Here is a 19349-nt window from a genome sequence, read left to right as displayed (position 1 = left end):
CTGGGAATCCTTCTCCGTACCCGTAGAGTCCCCATTAGAAGCGTCACTTACTTCGCCTCGTTCTGTATAGGACCTACGGGACAGAGATATTATATTTCTTGTCTTTGTACCTGGGGAACATGGAAGCTTACCGTTGTACCCTGGTTGGGAAGACTACTAATAGATAATCCTTTACCGTATACTTGCTTCAAACGTCGATCTGTATTCCGTAATCCTATCCCGTTGTCCTGTTCTTGATGAGGACTCAGCAGACGGTCCAGTTCCTCTTGACTCATGCCCACACCATCATCAATGATCGCTATTTCTGTGTCATCCTCCCGCTGCTGAATACGAATGCACAATGTTCCTCCATGGATCCGATTCATGATACCATGCCTGATTGCATTTTCTGCAAGTGGCTGAATCGATAACGGTGGCAATAGTAAGAATATATCTTCGTCTACTTCCCATACAATATCTAGTCTATTCCCAAAGCGTTCCTTCTCTATATAAAGATAAGATTTCAGGAGAGCAAGCTCATATTCCAGGGATACGACTCTATCTAGATTTTGAGGGTTAAAGCTTGATCTTAAATATTTGCCGAACTCTTCAATCAGTTTCACCATTCTGGTGTGATCCACATGACTTAAGGATGCAATGGTATTCAAGGTGTTAAACAAAAAATGAGGTTTGATTTGTGCCTGTAACCATGCAGCCTCCATCCAAAGCCTCTCCCTTGCGGACTTTTTAACGTCAGTCAAGGCACGGACCCTTGATTTCAATTCCATGGAATCCACAGGCTTCATAATATAATCATTGGCCCCTGCAAGAAATCCCGTATACAAGTCCTCCTGCTGACTACGTGCTGTCAACAGCAACACAGGCAACTCCGAAATGCTAAAGTATTCTCTCACACGCCGAGTTAACTCATACCCCGACATTTCGGGCATCATGACATCAGCTATAATTAAATCCCATTCCCGATGATCCAGCCTATTCAAGGCATCCTGGGCACTGGTTACAGTGACAAGGTCGTAAGAGTCCGAGGCGAGAATACCCTCTAACACCCTTAAATTAACCGGATCATCGTCTACTGCGAGTATGGCAGATCGTGCAGAGCCTGCCGCAACCTGCATTACAGCTTCATTCTGTAGAGCTATAAAATCAGTACCTGCTTCTTCATCGATACACACCTGCTCGTTATCTCTTGATTCTTCTGCGGTAGGTGAGGGATCGAGCGGTAGTGTGAAAGAAAAGGTTGAGCCTTGACCAAGTTCAGAGCTTACACTCAAAGATCCTCCATGAAGCTCCACCAATTGCTTGCTGATACTCAACCCAAGTCCAAGCCCATCCCCAATAACCGTCAAATGGGAATTTCCTTGTTCATATGGACGAAATATTCGCTTTTGCGTCTCCTCATCCATCCCAACGCCAGTGTCACGCACCTGAATACTGGCCATTTCGCCTTGGGTGTGTGCGTGAACGGAAATGGTACCCTCAGCAGTATGTTTAACAGCATTGTGAAGGAGATTGAACAGGATTTGAATTACTCGGTTTTCATCCGCTAATACATTCGGAAAATCAGCAGGGATGTTAACTACCATGTTTAGAGGTTTCCCATCTGTCATGAATTGAAGCATATCCAACACACCTGAGGCTACAGCCTTGGGCTTCAAGCTTCTTTTTTCCAGAATAATATCCTTTTCACGCAGACGTGTAACATCCAGCAAATCATTCAATAATAAGGACATACGGCGACCGACCGTAACGAGCAATTGCATGTTTCTCCTGTTGGGTTCATCCAGGGCGCTGCCCTGATTCTCCAGTACAGTCTGTGCTATATTGATCATCCCATGTAGAGGATTCCGCAGCTCATGAGAGGTGTTGGCTAAAAATTCATTTTTCACCTGATCAGCGCGCTGCAATCTGTCCGACAGCCTTCTCAGTTCAGCATTCGTATTAAAAAAACGCTTGAACCAATAGGATGCAAATGCCACAAAAGCAAGCACAATATCCCAAGGATAATAGGGGAGATCATTCGTCTTGAAAATGCCCCACAGCATGCTGGATGCAATGCTAATGGATGCTAGCAACAGAAAAACAGCCTCTTTTTGCCCTCTGAATGTTCTAAGAAAAGCAAGGGAGGGAACTGTAGCACATAGAGTAATAGCCGGTAATGCGATAAGAACCATAAGAAATGCATAAAGGCTGGATGCAGGTGCAAGTAACACCAAAATCGCAAAACAACAGTGGCCTATAAAAACAATCTGAATGATTCGGGATCGAACCAACAGAGACTGCGCCAGCTTCAGTACACACATGCCTATTCCAATATAGGAAAGGGTGGTTATCTTTAACGAAAGACCCAGATTAATGGGGAACCAGTCCAATAAAAGCTTGTCATCGTCTGTCAGGATGGATAATACCGTGCAGATTACAATTCCCGCAAAATACAGAAGCGCCTTCTTTTGTGGATTCATAAAAAATATAACGACTATATATAACCCGTGAAGCAGCAAAATAATACATACCATAATTTGCATTGCGATCGTGAAGTTGGTTCGGCTATTCACAGCATCCGCGCTTCCAAAAATGATAGGCTTCATAATTCCTCCACTAGCGGAGAAATCAAAATTGGATACTTGGATGACAATCTCAATGGCCTGCCTGTTCGCATCAAACATGGCAGAGAATGGAACGGTTGTTCCTATATGCTGTTCGACCTTGCTAGAGACCTGACCACTATGACTAATTAAACGGCCGTTGACAAATATGTTGGATGCCGTACTGATCTTCCCGATCCGAAGTCCGTATAAAGTGTCCTCTGACCTGTCACTCAAAATAAGCAGCCGATAGGTTCCAACACCATATGCCTTATGATCCTTAGGAGATACCGACTCACTCCATAATCCTGGTACCTGGATGGTCTGGCGCTGCTTCTGCATAAGTAAGGATTTCAGTTCGGCAGGAGAAGATAAAGTTCCAGGATAAAACTCCCACTCCCCATTTAATGGAAGGGTCTTGATCTGCTGTAAATTTACGCCCCTCAGATCTAGAATTCCTGCCTTGGCCCGGGGATAATCCTGATTGTGGTAATAATCAAACCACAACAAACGCAAGCCAATAATCACGATCAGGAATAACAGCGTAATTAAAAAAAAGTTCCGCTTATTCATCCACTCGTGATCCGGCACCATACTTCAACGTACCGTTGCCGGGCTCTCATCTGAACCAGCAGCATTGGATGGTGACCAATCCTCATATTTTCACAACCTTATCTACACAAATTTCATTATCGTTCCTGAGCACAGATTGCCCGTGCTATTCAAGCAACATACGAACCCCAGTAAGCACAATTCCAATCAGAAAGCCTGTAAGCGCACCGTTAATCCGAATCCATTGTAAGTCCTGCCCCAGCTTGTCCTCCATTAAAGCGATCAGTGAAGCATCATCCATTTTATTTACATTTTCCCGAACCAGATTACCAATTTGGCTATGGTTTGCTTCCACTACTCCGGTAACACCTGCTACGATCCACGTGTTGATCTTGTCCAGCAGCTCCGTATTTCTCCATACATCAGATAGCAATTGATCCAGTAAGGGTACAATGTATGTCGTTACATAACTGGCATCCTCCATGTAATCCAGCAGATGATGGCGAAGCTCTTCGAGCTTCTCGGATATAGCTGCATCACCTTCCCAGGAATCAATCAAGGTGTTTTTCCAGTGATTCAGCCCCTCCCTGACCGTATCTTTGGCTGCCAGATGGATCAACTGTGTGTTGAACCCATCCAGGACGGCCTGACGACGCGAATGTCCTTCAACTTGAAGCTCCGCTACGCGGTCCAGCAAAAAGTGACGAATCATCTCGCCCATACGCTCCTCATTCAAATACCCAAGGAAGGCGTTCAGGGCAAACTGCATGAGCCCGCTGACCTGCAAGCCGCTAACAGCCTGCATCCCCAGAGTGCCAAGCGTAACACCGGTTTCTGGCCGCAGTAGCCAGGACTCCGTCTGCTCCAGCGCATAATCCAACGCCCGTTGGTCATACTTTCGCTCGCCAGCTTGCCGGGCGAGTGCCTCTAGCAATGGCCCTATATCGAATTCAGTCGCCTGTCGCTTAATCCCGATTGTGATGACCGGGACCAGCTCTGCTATCGGAAGCGAACGGACAAGTTGCTTGGCAAGAACATCTATGAAAGTGACCGCTTCGGGCGTACGTATTCCTTTTTCCACACTTTTCAGCACCAGCTCAGCCAGTTTAATCTCGGCAATTTTAGATGCAATGCTTTCTTTATGAAGCAAATTGTTTTCGACCGTGTTAACCAAGGCATCGGTCAGCTTTCCCCGATTTTTGGGGAGAAGCGCTGTATGTGGAATCGGAATGCCCAGCGGGTGACGGAATAACGCGGTTACGGCAAACCAGTCTGCCAATCCTCCTACAAGTCCGGCTTCAAAAGATCCGGCCAAAAGACGGGCCCAGCCAAATTGTTGAAAAGGTAACGTAGCAGCAAATCCCGCTCCCATCATCACAAGTGACCAAGCTGCTGCGGTTTTTGTGTTTTTTGTTTTTCCCATCCTGTAGTCCTCCAAACTGACTGTAAAATTTGTTTCATTACATCCGTAGTACCATCATATCATTGCCTGTACAGATACCAAAGGTTGCTGTACTCTCTTGTCAACAAATTGCATGATATTTAAAATTTGCACATTAGCTTAAATCGAGTTCGCATAACCACACTTATCCATACATTTTCGTGAATAATATCTCCACAATAAAACTACAACTATTTTCTAACAAAATGAGCCCTTTGAATCATTTTGTCGAAATATGGTCCCATTTTCCTGAAACCGAAAGGATATATACCTCAAAAAGTGGAATTGCAAGACTATGACATATGCATTGAGGAAACTAATTTTCCTAACTTTATCCTTCATTTCATGAAGTTAAGAAATGAATTCCAGAAGGACCCTGTCCTTTTCAAACAGGTGCTTTCTGGTTAATTTTGTTATATACTATATAGCCTCAAATCGATACATGAATATACTTTAATGTGATAAAATAACCTTTGTAAATGGGAACTCCGGTTCTAAAAGGATATTCGTGAAACAAACTACAATTGTCTTACTAAAATTGTTCTTTTGTAAAGGAATTGGATATGACAACAAACCAAAAAAATACTCAGTATGTCTTGAGCGAAGATCCAGTTGCAATTATATGTACACCCTCTGCTTTCGCTAAAAAATCCCTCTTTTATATACAGGAAATAGGCTATTTCAAAACAGATGCTTATGTAATGGAACGGCAAAAGCTTACCTCTTTTTTGCTCCTTTTTACCCTGTCCGGAAGAGGGGAATTGCAATACCGGGGCAAGGATTATATATTGAAACCTCATGATATGCTTTTTATTAATTGCGAAGAATATGTACAGTACAAAGCTTCCTGTCAGAAGACATGGGAGTTTATTAGCGTGAACCTTAATGGCAATCTTATTGACCATTTCTACGAACAGTTCGATAAGCACAATAAGCCTGTAATTTCAGTACAGGATTCAAGTGTAGTATTGGACAAGCTGCGCACCTTGTTACATGTGCAGCCAGAAAGAAGCTTATCTTCTGAGCTACTCTCATCCAAAATAATCGTTGAGTTATTAACGATTATTCTACAGCACCCTTACAGCAATCCCAATGCAAATTCAGATGGGACTGCAGAGGTGCGCAAGGTAAAGCAATATCTGGATCAATCCTATTGTGAACGGATCACGCTGGATTCGCTAGCAGACATGTTTGGTCTAAACAAGTTCAACCTGGCTAAAAACTTTAAAAAACAGGTTGGCTTTTCCCCTATTGAGTATCTTATTAATGTTCGTATCACGGCTGCTCAAGGCTGGCTTAAAACTAGTGATGTAGCTATTGTGGATATTGCACAGTATGTAGGCATTCCCAACACAAGTCATTTTATCAATCTGTTCAAAGAGCATATTGGAGAAACGCCTCATTCCTATCGCAAAAAATGGGGAAACCGAATAAAATAGGTCTTATGTATATTCTGCAAGCCTGTTTTGTCGATAAATAGCGAAAATTTGAGATTTAAACTTGCCTAATAGAGTACCTAACTGATAGAATAATAGTACAAGCTATTCAGGATAAATGGCAAACTTGTCGAAAGGCAAGGACGCAAAGCTACAGGGCCTTCTGTATGATGGCAGCCAGCTACCGGTTGAAGTGGCTTTTTGTCGTGCTTATTTTTCCCGAAAACTTTATACGAAATGGCAAACCTGTCGAAAGGCAGGGACGCAAAGCTATAGGGCCTTCTATTGATGATGGCAGCCTGGCCACCGAAAGGAAGTTTTTTATGGGGAAAATGATATTTTCCACACTTCTCCTATTTTTCATACTGTCCGCAATTCTCTTAAATTCGACAATTTACGCTGCTGATAGTGTTGCATGGTTGGACCAAAACAATGTAAATCATGGGACGGTCAGTGTGCGTTACCCCGTTAAATCTAACGTTAAAACCAAAATTTTGGTTGCCAAAGATGAGCAAAAATACTCTTATAATCTAACACCCGGAAAGTCCGAAGAAGTATTTCCTCTCCAGATGGGTAATGGGAACTATAACATCAGTATTTTGGAACAGCTGAGTGGTAATCAATACAAAGTAATAGGACAAGATACGATCGAGTTAAATCTAAACGATAGCAAAGCGGTATACCTCAATTCCGTTCAAAATATTAACTGGAGCGGTACGAATCAAGCGATTCAAAAAGCCCGGGAATTAACCCAAGGCGCAACAACAGATCGCGAAAAGCTGCAAAAAATCTATGACTATGTAATTAGTCATATCAAATATGATTCTAATCAGGCCTTTGCCTTAACGACTGACTATCTGCCGCAAATTGATCGTACGTTAAGCTCTCAAAAAGATATTTGTTATGGTTATGCTTCACTGATGGCTGCTATGTTGCGAAGTGTAGATGTACCAACCAAGCTGGTTATGGGCAAATCCTCCTACGTGGACACTTACCATGCCTGGAATGAGGTCTACATCGACAATCAGTGGGTGGTCGTAGACACTACAGTAGACGCAGCACTGTATATGGGTAAACAAAAATTTGAAATGATCAAAGATCCCTCCAAATACATTAAAACAAAGCAATATTAATATCAATGTTTTTAATTCATATTTTTAAAAATAAGAAATAGAGCTATATTTCCTGAAGAGCCTTGATCACATGATCAAGGCTCTTTTTCGATCCTTGTTGAGAAATTGTTGAGATGTGGCATGTATTCTAGTCCAGAAAGACAATGAGATCTCTAACCATGATCCTAATTTCGAGACAAAAGGAGGAGTTTCACACCCGAATATGAATTTCCACAAATTTTCACTAAGTATTAATGCGGCTAACATAGCATCATATGAATGAATGATGAATATATAAATACAGTTCTCTCGCCCTCGAAGGAATAACCATTAGCCGTTAAATAAGAGTATTTTAAGAATAGGAGATTTGTTTACCGTATGAGAAAAAAATGGAATGCAGCAACGGTTGCGTTATTGCTCTTTTTGCAGTGTCTGCTCAGCACCACACAAGTCTATGCACAAAATCCCGACTCTACTCTGCCAGTGACCCTTGGAACCGATCCGGTTCAGAGTGTGACTAGCGATGTTTATCCAATGCCCTCAGAGCCGATTAACATCCCAACTGCGGGCTCAACTTCTGAAGTTAGGGCAACTCAGGAAAGTATTTTAACCAAGCTAACCCTTACAGATTCTACAGGAACTGTTATTGATGCAGTGTATAATCCCGATAGCCGTATTGATATTGGTTCCGCCATCCATTTAGGCTATGAATGGGAACTGCCGAACCATGCGTATAAAGCTGGAGACACCTTTACCTTTCAATTACCCGAACAATTTCAAATTTACACAGATATTACGTCTCCTTTGACGAATACAGATGGAGAAGTAGGCCATTTTACCGTAGACCGACAAGGTAAAGTGGTTATGACATTTAATGATTACGTAGAAAGCCACTCTAATGTCAGCGGTAAGCTGGAGATCAAAACTGAATTTAGCACACAAATAGAAAAAGGCAGTACACAAGTTGTTATTGCGATCCCAATCAAAGGCGGCGAGCAAACGGCTATCGTAAATATTAAGCCTGCAGCTGGTCCTACTATGGAGAAACAAGGAAAGTTTGATGGGAAAAATCAGATCCATTGGACGGTTGACGTAAATAAACACTTGGACCCTATCAAACACGCTGTAGTAACCGACCCAACTCCCCAAGGACTGGAACTAGTCAAGGACTCCATCCGGGTAAATCATTTACAAATTAATGTGAACGGAACCACCGTGCTGGGGGACACTGTTAGTGTAGATAAGTATACAGTTGAGACTGATCCGGCTGTATCAGGCTTCAAAATCCGCTTTAACGACGAGAGTATTAACAGTGCCTACCGTATTCAATACTCCACGAACATAACAAGCGAGGATACTCGTTTCTCCAATACAGCCACTTTTTCAGGGGATAATGTGAAGGACGCCTCTGCAACGGCTACAGTCACTGTTCAACGCGGGGATTTTTTAAGCAAAAAAGTGGAGAAATACGACCCCGTCACACAAACGATCTCATGGGCAATCAAATATAATTTTGCCAACAAAAAAATCCCTGCAGCTAAAGCAGCGTTGAGTGACCGTTTTAATAACAGCCAACAACTCATCATAGATTCACTTAAAGTGTTTAAAGGGGATACACAGGATGAGCTCCCTACATCAGAATACAGCGTCACCCTAGTTACTGACGATCGTGGTACCAATGGTTTCAATCTGCTTTTCAATACGGATATTGACGCTCCGTATACCATTCGTTATCAAACAAAGGCTATAGATCGTGTAGTCAAAAATAGTAAAATAACGAACAGTGTAACGTCTGACGGAGTAACAAAAGAAACCACCACAGAGCTAAAAAGTATAATTATCACCAAGGGCTATAAGGAACCGAACTATAACACTAAAACGATTCCTTGGGTCATTTCCATTAATCAAGATAAGTATACAATGGATCAAGTCGTTATTGACGATGTCTTCCCGAATGGCGGTCTGGCCTTATTGCCGAACACATTGAAGATCCAAAGCGCGGACGGAAAAACAACACTAACATCACCGGCAGACTACGAACTGATCCCTCTTACGCTAGATTACAAAAAAGGGTTCACTATCCGTTTTCATAAAAAGATTCAAGATACGTATACCATCAACTATACAACTACATTTAATAACGAATGGAAAATCGACAAAACCAAGCCGGATTTTTGGAACAAAGCCTCTATCACTTGGTTATACAACGGAACAACACAAACCGCAGAGGCCGAAGCTCGATTATGGCCGGACAATATGACCCAGAAAAACGGGGCTAAGTCAGGTAGTTACAATGCCAGCTCCAAGCAAATTACATGGGATATCAAGGCCAACTACAACCGCAAAACTCTCAATCATGCTGAGATTAGAGATACCTTGTTACAGGGCCAAAAGTTGGTCCCAAATTCTGTTAAGGTATACGATATGACTCTGCTTGGATGGTGGAATGGCGTACAGAAAGGGGCCGAAGTACCTTCGAGCCAATATACTCTGGTTTTACCTTCCGCCGCTAACAACAACGAACTGAATATCCAGTTTAACCAGTCCATTAACTCTCCTTACTGGGTCACTTTCCAGACAACATTGGAGGGAGAGCTTATTGATAAAGAGATTAACAATAACGCTCTGCTTATGGATGGAAAAAATGTAGATTCGGAATGGGCTGCCAAGGTATCTGTACCCCACGGTGGAGAATACGTGACAAAGTCCGGTGCTCAGAATGGAAATAAAATCGACTGGAACATCCATATCAATGAAGGGCAATCCCATGTCTCCAACGCGAAGATCGTGGATATGCCTAGCAATAATCAAATTCTGATTGAAGACTCCTTCCATCTATACTCCACCAGAGTGTCTGCCAACGGAGAAGCTGTCAAGGACACGGAGTTAGTCAAGGATCAGGATTATATGCTAAAAATAACAACGACTGCCCAAGGCCAGCAATCCTTTGAGCTTGCTTTCACGAAAGCTATATCATCGGGTTATATTTTGGAATATCAATCCTTTCTTCAAGCTGAAGACAAGGCGAAAGTGAGCAATAAGGTTAATTTCGAGGGTGATCGTTTGACCACCGAAACCAGGGAAACAAGCAAAGAAATTATCGTACGCACATCCTCTGGTTCGGGATCAGGAGGAGGAGTGACGGGAAGTTTGGAGATTACCAAAGTTGATGAGGACGATCACAATAAGGTACTGCCCGGGGCCCGTTTTGCACTCTATGACAAGGAGCAGAAAAGAGCACCTCTTGTCCAAACTACCAATTCGGACGGGAAGATTGTATTCTCTTCATTGAGTTATGATGACTACATTTTGGAAGAGCTTGCTGCTCCTGAAGGCTACAAAATAACAGCCCTAAAAACAGAAATCAAAATAGATGCAACCATCAAACAAAGTTCAGGCATTAAACAAATCGTAATCACTAACAAAAAGGACACTCCGGTTGATCCGGGTCCAGGTACACCTACAAACCCAGGTACACCTACCGATCCGGGTACACCTACGAATCCAGGTACACCTACGAATCCGGGCTCAGGCAAAAAACATGATAAGGACCCTGAAATAACTGAACCTCCGGTGACGCCTGTTACACCCGTAACAACCGAAGATCCGCAAATTATCGAGGATGAGGATGTTCCGTTGGGCGTTCCGGTTATTGAACAACCACCTGTAGAACCAGAGGCGCAACCCCCCGCTGAACCAGGGGTGCAACCTGAGACACCAGAAGCCGATCCTCACCAGGAACCTTCTCCGCCCGTGAAGATCGAAGAAGATCCCATACCTAAGGGTGTAATCCGTCTACCGGCAGAAAAACCAGAAGATCCAAGTGACCCGGGGCATACACCCAAGGTGGATACATTGCCAAAGACTGGAGAAAACAGTCCTGCTCCCTTCTATGTAAGTGGCATGTTCTTAATTCTTCTGGGGGCCTATCTGGGTTATAGACGAACGCATAAAAAATAAATAACATTTTATAATCAAAAATCCCCCTTCTCAGCTCATCATTTGCGAGAAGGGGAATTATTTTACATGTCCGATCTATGGATTACTGTATTAGGAGGCTTTTCAATTGCGTAAGCTGGCGTACGTGAGCATCATGTTAGGAATCATCATCATGTTATTTCCTACCGCTAATGAATGGTTGGAAGATCAAAAGCAACAAGAGCTATTACAGGAAGCCGAATCATTATCAAATACAGATACATCGACACTGACCCCCGAAATGATTAAAGGCTATACAAATTTGTCCAATTGGCTGACAAATGCTGCAGCAGCGGATGGGCCACAATTGTCACAAGCCACTCCCCCATCGTCGGCTTCAGAGCAAGCCCCAATCGCTACAATCCAGATTGATCGTATCGGGCTGGAACTTCCTGTACTCGAAGGTGCGACCCAACAGCATATGAGATATGCAGCCGTACATATGTCGGAAACTGGGACACTCGGCCAGGTGGGGAATGCTGCCATAGCCGCTCATCGCTCACGAACAACTGGACGTTTATTTAACCGGCTTAATGAGGTGAAAATCGGAGATCAGATTCTAATTCACACTCGGGGTGAAAAATACGTATACAAGGTCTACAACATTTCAGTCGTCACTCCTTCAAATGTCTCCGTTTTAAAAAGCATCAAAAAACAAAAACTCCTCACATTAATTACCTGTGATCCTCTTGTAAATCCGACACATCGACTCATCGTTCATGCCAGACAACTGACCTAATGCCGCTAATAGAAGCGGAATAACCTATAAACTATATTGGTGGTGACCCCATTGAGTATATCTTTAACAGCCTTACTTCTAATAGGCCTAACTTTGGCGTTGTGGATATATACGTTAATTTTTTTACATTCTGTGATGATGGAAAGAAATTTGCTGCGGAAACTTGCCTATCAGGACCCTGTAACGGGTCTATTCAATCGGAATGCACTTGAGCTATTTTGGAAACGAAGCAACGGCAAAGAGGGCTTTGCTATTATGTATCTTGATCTGGATGGATTCAAAGCCATTAATGACACATATGGACATCAAATCGGTGATAAACTGCTCAGACGAGTAAGCGATCATTTACTCCAGGTAACAAACTCCAATCAGAAAGCTTTTCGAATCGGTGGTGATGAATTTCTACTCATTATGAAGGATTATGATGCCGATCAAGTCACAGTTCTGGCAGAGCTGCTGCTGCAAAAAATCAGTGCTCCTTATAATATCCAGGGAATCAATCTTCAAGTTACAGGAAGCATTGGTATTACTATGCATCCTTCTCCCAAAAAGACTCTGCCTTCTTTACTGAAAGAGGCCGATATTGCCATGTACCAAGCGAAAGAAATGGGGAGAAACTGCTATGCTGTATACGAGAGGATCAAAAAGAGGCCAAACGTCAGATCATATGGTACGGCACGAGTGATGAAGCTTGCGGCTTGTTTTCGAAAAAAAACAAAGATCCAAGGTATACAACAAACAGCAACCTTCTAACACTAACAAAGATACCATAACATAAAATCAGGCGGGTAAGTCTTGGTTAACCAAGATTACACCCGCCGAAAAAAATTCCTACTCCACCTTACCTTTTGCAATCAGCTTGAAATCATCAAAGTGGAAGCCTGGTGCAACAACACAGGTTACCAATACAGGCTCATCCCCCAGGGGGCGTGCTGTTTGCCATACTGTTCCCGGTACAAGTGCTTGTGGATGCTGTCCTGCCTCCACATCTGCACCGACGATAATTATTGTTTCTTCGCCAGGCTCTTCTCCGCTTCCACCCAATTTCAACTCTATAGGGCTTCCGCTATGGTACAGCCACAGCTCATCAGAATGGACCACATGCCACTCGGAGAACTCACCCGGATGCAGCAAGAAATACGTAGACGAAGCTGCAAAGCGCGGACCGGAATACACATCCGGCAATACAGGCTTCGGAATTTGAAAATTGGCCTTCCACATCTCTTTGTACCAGCCGCCTTCTGGATGGGGCTCCATGCCCAATGCCGTGACTAGCGGTGAAATAGCTTTCGTCATTGTCTATCCTTCCTTTACCCTAAATTCCTTCTCCCCTACTGTAAAACATAGCGCTGCTTTTGTCACGTTTCTCCCTCTGTATGTCGAGGTTTCATATTTAATGTCAAATTATATAACATTAAATTGTGGATATATACTCATTTTCATCATATAAATAACAAATAACTAGTAAAAAAACAGCCAAAAACGTATTTTACGTTAAGTTTATTGACATAAAATCTTGTTTTTTATTGTAAGCTTATAGTATCATGAGAGAAATTTTTAAAATTCTAATAGAACTACATCATGTCAGTCTGTCTGCAAAGCGATGTATCCAAGACAAAAAAAGGGGTGAGCTCTCTGATCCAATTTCGCAATGTCAACAAGCATTACGGTCACTTTCATGTACTTAAAGACATCAATCTTCAGATTAAGGAGGGCGAGGTCGTTGTCATCATCGGTCCCTCCGGCTCGGGTAAAAGCACCCTGCTCCGCTGCATCAATCGTCTGGAAACGATATCTGATGGGGAACTGATCGTTAATGAGGTCCCTGTACATGACAAAAAGATTGATATTAACGCCTTCCGCCGCAATATCGGGATGGTGTTCCAACATTTCAATCTGTATCCCCACAAAAAGGTGATTGAGAATATTGTACTGGCACCGATGAAGGTGCTGGGCATCCCGAAGGAAGAAGCTATTCAAACTGCCCTCACCTATCTGAAACGTGTCGGAATCGAGGAAAAGGCACAGAGCTACCCCGCCCAATTGTCCGGTGGACAGCAGCAGCGGGTTGCAATCGCCCGTGGACTCGCCATGAATCCGAAAATTATGCTGTTTGATGAGCCGACTTCAGCCTTGGACCCCGAAACGATCGGAGAGGTACTGGATGTCATGCGCTCGCTTGCCCATCAGGGCATCACAATGGTCATCGTCACTCATGAAATGGGCTTTGCCCGTGAAGTAGCGGATCGCGTTATTTTTATGGACAAAGGGCAGATTTTGGAAGACAGTCAACCTGCTGAGTTTTTTCAAAATCCGGGTGAAGAACGGGCTCGCCTGTTCCTGAGCCGTCTGATTCATCATTAAACAGACTACCAATAGAATGAAATCGAAAGGGGATCGTTCTTATGAGAAAAAGATTTCAGTGGAGTACTTTAATGCTGGTTGTGTTATCCTGTCTGCTCGTCTTGGCCGGCTGTGGAGGCAAGCAAGAAGCAGCAACGTCTGTAAATGAGGCAGCAGCTTCCAATGGGCTGGAGGCTATCAAACAGCGTGGCAAACTGGTCGTTGGAGTGAAGTACGACACCAAGCTGTTCGGACTAAAGGACCCCGCTAGCGGGAAAGTCGAGGGCTTTGATGTCGACATCGCCAAGGCTGTTGCCAAGCATATTTTTGGTGATGAAACCAAGCTTGAACTCAAGGAAGTTACATCCAAAACACGAATCACCCTACTGCAAAACGGGGACATCGACGCTATTATCGCCACGATGACCATTTCGGATGAACGCAAAAAACAGGTCGATTTCAGCGATGTCTACTTTAATGCAGGGCAATCCCTGCTCGTGAAAAAGGGAAGCCCGATCACAGGTCTGGAGTCCCTGACTCCCGACACCAAGGTGCTCGCTGTTAAAGGCTCTACCTCTGCAAAAAATATCCGCGAAAAGGCACCCAATGCAACGATATTGGAATTTGAAAACTATCAGGATGCCTTCAATGCCCTCAAGGCAGGCAAAGGGCAAGCGCTGACGACCGATAACTCTATTCTGCTTGGCATGCAGCAGCAAGATCCGAATTATACCCTAGTAGGCGGAAACTTCACAGAGGAACCCTACGGCATTGCAGTGAAAAAGGGGCAAACCGAACTACTACAAGCCATTAATGATACGATCAAGGAACTGAAAAGCAGCGGTGAATACGATAAGCTCCACGAACAATGGTTTGGGGTTAAGCCCGAATAAGGAACTTATGAAGGAGCCGCGAATGCGTGCTCCTTCCTTTCTTAGTTAAGGGAAAAGGAGGTATATCCGTAGATGCTTACTTTTGATATCAACGTACTTTTCGATCATGGTGACCGCTTCAGAGAAGGCTTGCTTCATACCGTTCAAGCTAGTGTCATTGCCTTGATCGGAAGCTTTATTCTGGGGGCTATCATTGCCATCTTCCGAATTGCACCTTTTAAATGGTTAAACTGGGTCGGTACTGTCTATATAGAGGTCATTCGCAATATTCCATTGCTGATCGTCGTGCTGTTTTTTTATCTCGGTCTGCCCACTTTAGGCATCCCCTTGGACGGCTTTATATCTGGCACCCTTGGGTTGACTGTGTACACAGCTTCTTTTATTGCAGAAGCTATACGTGCTGGCATTCAATCTGTACCTAAAGGACAATTTGAAGCGGCAAGGTCCTCCGGGCTGAATTACAACCAGACGATGATCAGCATTATTTTACCGCAAGCCATTAAAATTGTACTGCCTGCGATCGGCAATCAATTCATCAATTTGGTTAAAAACTCTTCCGTGCTGGCGATTGTGGCTGGACTGGATCTCATGTATTACTCGGATCTCATTAACTCAGATACCTTCCTGCCCATCACAGTCTATGCGATCACGGCACTGCTGTATCTTGTATTGACGGTTCCGCTCAGCTTTCTCGTGCTATATATGGAGCGACGCTTGTCCAAAACATCCTAAGGAGGGAAGCCCGTATGGATTTCGGTGGATTGTTTGTATGGCCTAATGTGCGTTTTATACTGGAGGGCTTCCTGCTCACACTGGAGGTCGCCATTTACGCTATCCTATTCAGCTTCGCTCTCGGTATTGTGTTCGGTATCCTGCGCTATACCCGTATACTCGTCCTTTCACAGGTTGCAGCCTTTATCATTGATCTGATTCGCAACCTGCCCTTATTGCTCATTATTTTCTTCATCGGTATGGTTTTGCCATCCATCGGATTTTCGATTTCCCTCAAATGGGCAGCCATTACAGGACTGTCGATCTTCGAGGGAGCCATGATTGCCGAGATTGTGCGCAGCGGTCTGAATTCGGTCCATAAAGGACAGCTGGAAGCCGCACGTTCCTCCGGTCTAAGCTATTCTCAAACCTTATGGCATATCATTCTGCCCCAAGCGCTCCGTCGCATGGTGCCTCCCATTGTCAGCCAGTTCATTTCCCTATTCAAGGATACTTCACTGGCTGTCATTATCAGTTTGCCGGAGCTGACGCATAACATTCAGATCGTCGGTGGACAAAATCAATCCTTTGTCATTCCTGCTCTGCTGTTCGCCGCTTCCCTGTACTTTGCCGTCAATTACAGTATGTCACTGATTGCACGCAGGCTGGAGGTTCGCACACATTAAAGCTCATGGTACTCATCAGGTTGCCACTAGTTGGAACGCTCTGTTAATTCAGCTTGTATCTGTTCAATCAATCGCTTCATTGCTTCTCCTTGATAACGGTCAGACCGATAAATCAACTCTAGCTGACCTTGGGACACGCCACGCAAAATAGGTACATTGCAAAAATGTGAACGATCCAGTTCTGCTGCTAGGGACTCCGTCTGTATGGTTGCGGCAAGTCCCTCCCGCACCCAGTTCAGGATGGAAGGTATAGAATTTGTCTCCAAGACGGTTGTAAAGGCATACCCGCGATCACGGAAGCACTTTTCAATCAGCCTCCTTCCGGGATGACAATCTGGCTGCATCGCCCAAGGTAGATGCCTCAATTCGTCCAGCATAAGGGAAGAGCGATTAGAAAATGCATGATTTACCGGGACAATAAGACAGTAACTCTCTGTGCGAAGTGGAAGCTGGACAAGCCTGTCATCTGTACCTGAGTGTAGTGTGATACCAACGTCCACACGGTTATCCAGCAGCTGTTCTGTTACATCAAAGGATGGACAGATGTGCAAGCTGATTTTAGGAAATGACCGATGGAAATGGGCAAGCATCTCTTGCAATGGCTCTTCCAATTCCGGTAATGCGATACCAATCCGTAAACTCCCGCGCTGCTCGGTACGCAACTCCTCAATGGAAGCCTTCGCTTGCTGTAATCCCTTGAGCGCATGGGCACTGTGTTGCAACAGCAGTTTCCCGGCATCTGTCATTTTAATTTTCTTGCCTGCACGGTCAAAGAGCGTCATACCCAATTCCTCTTCCAGCGCCTTAATTTGCAAGCTAAGCGTGGGTTGGGAAATGCCAATCTTTTCCGAAGCCTTCGTAAAATGCAGTTCCTCGCATACGGCTATGAAGTATTGAAGCTGACGTATTTCCGTCTTCCTTCTCTCCCTTCGAGAATCCCCAGAATGATGTCATGAAAAGTTTAAAAGAAGCGCGAGTTCGGAACATTCCGGTTCGCGCTTCTTCATCAAGTTAAGGCGCTTTTTTAGATTATTGATCTACTTCTGCTTTTTCCGAAGTCAACGAAATATTCGCAAACGCGTCTGCATCGTACTCCTTACCACGGGTAATATCGTAATTGGCTACCCGATGATTTAATGCCTCCAGCGAGTAACGGAATAATGTGGGTACAATAGGAGCCTCCTCGCTCATATACGCCTGCCACTGATTGTATATATCTTTACGATAATTGTCGTCAAAGGCTTTCACAGACACACCTTCCCGCAACAACTTATCATTCTCTTCGCTCGTAAAGCGTGAGTAGTTAAAGCTGGCTCCGCGTCCATACAGCCCACTAGGGTCTACATCTGTACCTGTACTCCATGCGCCACCAAAAATATCAATGCCGGGGTCATCCTTCTGCACACGATCATAGAAGGAATTGAACTCCAGCAGACGACCATCCACTAGCTCGACATGAAGCCCGACATCCTTCCAGTTTTGCAAATAAAACTTGGCCAGCGATTCGGCTGTCGCATCCCCGCTCATTGCTGCATAATGGAGAACCAATTCCTTACCCTTAGGGTCCTCACGGTATCCATCTCCATTGGTATCCACATATCCCGCCTCGTCCAGCAGCCTTTTCGCCTTGTCTGGATCATACGCGATGCCCTTCGCATGCACATCGTGGTATCCCTTGAAAGCAGGTGGGATCAAGGATGTGGCAGGAATCCGAAGCCCATGATAGAGCTGCTTGCCAACCTGCTCATTATTCAGCGCATAGCCAAGGGCCTGACGCAATGACTTGTTTGCCAGTTTGGCATTCGGGTCCATAATATTTAGATTCTTGGCCTGATCGAATTTGCCCAGCTTAAAGCCTACATAGCTATACGATAATTCCTCCTGACCGAGAAACTGTACATTTTTCGGATTGCTGGCCTCGTTGTAACGGGTGGTTGGATAGCTGCCCCAGTCGATTTCTCCGCTTTTTAACGCCTCGGTAATGACATTCGGATTCACCACCTTCAGATGAAGGCCATCCAACTTGGGCGCACCGTGGAAATAATCTTCATTTTTAACGAATTCCACAGACTCACCTGTGACCATAGATTTAATTTTGAACGGTCCATAGCCAATCGGATGTTTACGGACAGGATCAGATCCGGCCATATCCTTTACGGGAATGTTTTGAAACACCTTCTTCTCCAGTGGTGTGGACCAAAGTCCCGACTTTACGGAAGGATTAGGTTCCTTGAAATGAATCGTAACCTCTTTCTCATTCAGCACCTCGATGCCTGAAATCGTTTTGGCTTTACCTGCATGATAATCTTCCATCCCCACAATATTGGTCATAAAGCTATCATAACGTGGACCTTCATAGTCTTTGTGACCGATCACTTCATAGGAAAAAGCATAGTCCTCTGCCGTTACGGGATTACCGTCCGTCCAGTTCAATTTGGGATCAATTTTGACAGTCACTGCCTTATTGTCTGCGGAAAAGGAAATCGTCGCCGCTCCTTTATCATCAATATTCAGATTGGAATCAATCGAAAACAGGGAAGGGTAGAAAAACTGGAAGACCTCAAAATCCGGATTTCCATCATAAAATACAGGATTCAGAATCCCTTCAAAAGGGGTATCGGATACAAGCGCATAATTGATGATGCCGCCCTTAATGGGGGTTTTATCGTTCTTGACCGCCTTTGCCAGCGCCGTCGTATTCACCTGCTTGCTGTCGGTCCCTGTTCCACCTGTACCGTCAGACGATTTTGCACCATTCGAAGCGGAAGGCGAGCCGCTGCATGCGGCCAAAGAAAGCGTCAAAATAGCAGATAGAACAGGCAGAATTCCTTTTTTCCAGTGTTTAACCATTGTAAACCCCTCCTTGTTGTTGTCCT

Annotated in this window: 14 protein-coding genes, 1 pseudogene and 2 riboswitches; of the genes and pseudogenes, 9 read left to right on the top strand and 6 right to left on the bottom strand. The window is 44.3% G+C overall.

Annotated features, from left to right (window positions below; translation table 11 throughout):
• Positions 1 to 89: 89 nt before the first annotated feature.
• Together FKV70_RS23090 and FKV70_RS23085 are read right to left on the bottom strand one after the other, a co-directional pair.
• Positions 90 to 3155 carry a hybrid sensor histidine kinase/response regulator gene (locus tag FKV70_RS23090; RefSeq protein WP_142614690.1) on the bottom strand — a complete coding sequence of 1022 codons (3066 nt, stop codon included), beginning with the start codon at positions 3153 to 3155 and terminating at the stop codon, positions 90 to 92.
• Positions 3156 to 3300: 145 nt separating this feature from the next.
• Positions 3301 to 4557: a DUF445 domain-containing protein gene (locus FKV70_RS23085; RefSeq protein ID WP_142614689.1), complete on the bottom strand. Its 1257-nt coding sequence runs from the start codon at positions 4555 to 4557 to the stop codon at positions 3301 to 3303.
• A 581-nt stretch (positions 4558 to 5138) separates the two neighbouring features.
• Here FKV70_RS23085 and FKV70_RS23080 point away from each other — a divergent pair.
• The 5 genes from FKV70_RS23080 (at position 5139) to FKV70_RS23060 (ending at position 12593) form a co-directional block, all read left to right on the top strand.
• Entirely contained in the window at positions 5139 to 6014 is an 876-nt protein-coding gene (locus FKV70_RS23080; RefSeq protein ID WP_142614688.1) for an AraC family transcriptional regulator, read from the top strand.
• Between the two features lie 107 nt (positions 6015 to 6121).
• Positions 6122 to 6200, top strand: a riboswitch (cyclic di-GMP riboswitch).
• Positions 6201 to 6240: 40 nt separating this feature from the next.
• Positions 6241 to 6322, top strand: a riboswitch (cyclic di-GMP riboswitch).
• Between the two features lie 12 nt (positions 6323 to 6334).
• Positions 6335 to 7144, top strand: coding sequence for a transglutaminase-like domain-containing protein (locus tag FKV70_RS23075; RefSeq protein WP_244310823.1), 810 nt, complete (start codon positions 6335 to 6337; stop codon positions 7142 to 7144).
• Positions 7145 to 7501: 357 nt separating this feature from the next.
• Complete coding sequence (locus FKV70_RS23070; RefSeq protein ID WP_142614687.1) at positions 7502 to 11083, top strand: collagen binding domain-containing protein; 3582 nt, start codon at positions 7502 to 7504, stop codon at positions 11081 to 11083.
• 106 nt (positions 11084 to 11189) lie between these two features.
• The gene (locus tag FKV70_RS23065) at positions 11190 to 11840 is read left to right on the top strand and encodes a class D sortase (RefSeq protein WP_244310822.1); all 651 of its coding nucleotides are present in this window, start codon (positions 11190 to 11192) and stop codon (positions 11838 to 11840) included.
• A gap of 150 nt (positions 11841 to 11990) precedes the next feature.
• Positions 11991 to 12593 carry a GGDEF domain-containing protein gene (locus FKV70_RS23060; protein WP_244310821.1) on the top strand — a complete coding sequence of 201 codons (603 nt, stop codon included), beginning with the start codon at positions 11991 to 11993 and terminating at the stop codon, positions 12591 to 12593.
• Between the two features lie 78 nt (positions 12594 to 12671).
• Here the strand turns inward: FKV70_RS23060 and FKV70_RS23055 are convergent, their stop codons facing one another.
• Positions 12672 to 13136, bottom strand: coding sequence for a cupin domain-containing protein (locus FKV70_RS23055; protein WP_142614685.1), 465 nt, complete (start codon positions 13134 to 13136; stop codon positions 12672 to 12674).
• Positions 13137 to 13421: 285 nt separating this feature from the next.
• On the opposite strand from FKV70_RS23055, the gene FKV70_RS23050 reads away from it, so the two are divergent.
• The 4 genes from FKV70_RS23050 (at position 13422) to FKV70_RS23035 (ending at position 16473) form a co-directional block, all read left to right on the top strand.
• Positions 13422 to 14204 (top strand): amino acid ABC transporter ATP-binding protein, encoded by a 783-nt coding sequence (locus FKV70_RS23050; protein ID WP_142614684.1) that lies wholly within the window; start codon positions 13422 to 13424, stop codon positions 14202 to 14204.
• 41 nt (positions 14205 to 14245) lie between these two features.
• Positions 14246 to 15076 carry a transporter substrate-binding domain-containing protein gene (locus FKV70_RS23045; RefSeq protein WP_142614683.1) on the top strand — a complete coding sequence of 277 codons (831 nt, stop codon included), beginning with the start codon at positions 14246 to 14248 and terminating at the stop codon, positions 15074 to 15076.
• Between the two features lie 72 nt (positions 15077 to 15148).
• Positions 15149 to 15808: an amino acid ABC transporter permease gene (locus FKV70_RS23040; protein ID WP_142614682.1), complete on the top strand. Its 660-nt coding sequence runs from the start codon at positions 15149 to 15151 to the stop codon at positions 15806 to 15808.
• A 14-nt stretch (positions 15809 to 15822) separates the two neighbouring features.
• Complete coding sequence (locus FKV70_RS23035) at positions 15823 to 16473, top strand: amino acid ABC transporter permease (RefSeq protein WP_064796890.1); 651 nt, start codon at positions 15823 to 15825, stop codon at positions 16471 to 16473.
• 26 nt (positions 16474 to 16499) lie between these two features.
• On the opposite strand, the gene FKV70_RS23030 is transcribed toward FKV70_RS23035, so the two are convergent.
• From FKV70_RS23030 to opp4A, 3 genes and pseudogenes are all read right to left on the bottom strand, one after another.
• Positions 16500 to 17255 carry a LysR family transcriptional regulator substrate-binding protein gene (locus tag FKV70_RS23030; RefSeq protein WP_244310820.1) on the bottom strand — a complete coding sequence of 252 codons (756 nt, stop codon included), beginning with the start codon at positions 17253 to 17255 and terminating at the stop codon, positions 16500 to 16502.
• 6 nt (positions 17256 to 17261) lie between these two features.
• A pseudogene (locus tag FKV70_RS26765) lies at positions 17262 to 17342 on the bottom strand (LysR family transcriptional regulator); the annotation flags it as partial.
• 160 nt (positions 17343 to 17502) lie between these two features.
• Entirely contained in the window at positions 17503 to 19323 is a 1821-nt protein-coding gene (gene opp4A / locus FKV70_RS23025) for an oligopeptide ABC transporter substrate-binding protein (RefSeq protein WP_142614681.1), read from the bottom strand.
• Positions 19324 to 19349 lie beyond the last annotated feature (26 nt).

Source organism: Paenibacillus ottowii (assembly GCF_006874425.1).
Taxonomy (GTDB): Bacteria; Bacillota; Bacilli; order Paenibacillales; family Paenibacillaceae; genus Paenibacillus; species Paenibacillus ottowii.
Note: the sequence above shows the minus strand (reverse complement) of the source record. Positions and strands in the feature narration are given on the sequence as shown.

Excerpts from the sequence above, each read along its gene's own strand:
- FKV70_RS23090 (WP_142614690.1), bottom strand. The coding sequence starts at position 3,155 with ATGAATAAGCGGAACTTTTTTTTAATTACGCTGTTATTCCTGATCGTG.
- FKV70_RS23085 (WP_142614689.1), bottom strand. The coding sequence starts at position 4,557 with ATGGGAAAAACAAAAAACACAAAAACCGCAGCAGCTTGGTCACTTGTG.
- FKV70_RS23080 (WP_142614688.1), top strand. The coding sequence starts at position 5,139 with ATGACAACAAACCAAAAAAATACTCAGTATGTCTTGAGCGAAGATCCA.
- FKV70_RS23075 (WP_244310823.1), top strand. The coding sequence starts at position 6,335 with ATGGGGAAAATGATATTTTCCACACTTCTCCTATTTTTCATACTGTCC.
- FKV70_RS23070 (WP_142614687.1), top strand. The coding sequence starts at position 7,502 with ATGAGAAAAAAATGGAATGCAGCAACGGTTGCGTTATTGCTCTTTTTG.
- FKV70_RS23055 (WP_142614685.1), bottom strand. The coding sequence starts at position 13,136 with ATGACGAAAGCTATTTCACCGCTAGTCACGGCATTGGGCATGGAGCCC.
- FKV70_RS23050 (WP_142614684.1), top strand. The coding sequence starts at position 13,422 with ATGTCAGTCTGTCTGCAAAGCGATGTATCCAAGACAAAAAAAGGGGTG.
- FKV70_RS23045 (WP_142614683.1), top strand. The coding sequence starts at position 14,246 with ATGAGAAAAAGATTTCAGTGGAGTACTTTAATGCTGGTTGTGTTATCC.
- FKV70_RS23040 (WP_142614682.1), top strand. The coding sequence starts at position 15,149 with ATGCTTACTTTTGATATCAACGTACTTTTCGATCATGGTGACCGCTTC.
- FKV70_RS23035 (WP_064796890.1), top strand. The coding sequence starts at position 15,823 with ATGGATTTCGGTGGATTGTTTGTATGGCCTAATGTGCGTTTTATACTG.
- FKV70_RS23030 (WP_244310820.1), bottom strand. The coding sequence starts at position 17,255 with ATGACGCTCTTTGACCGTGCAGGCAAGAAAATTAAAATGACAGATGCC.
- opp4A (WP_142614681.1), bottom strand. The coding sequence starts at position 19,323 with ATGGTTAAACACTGGAAAAAAGGAATTCTGCCTGTTCTATCTGCTATT.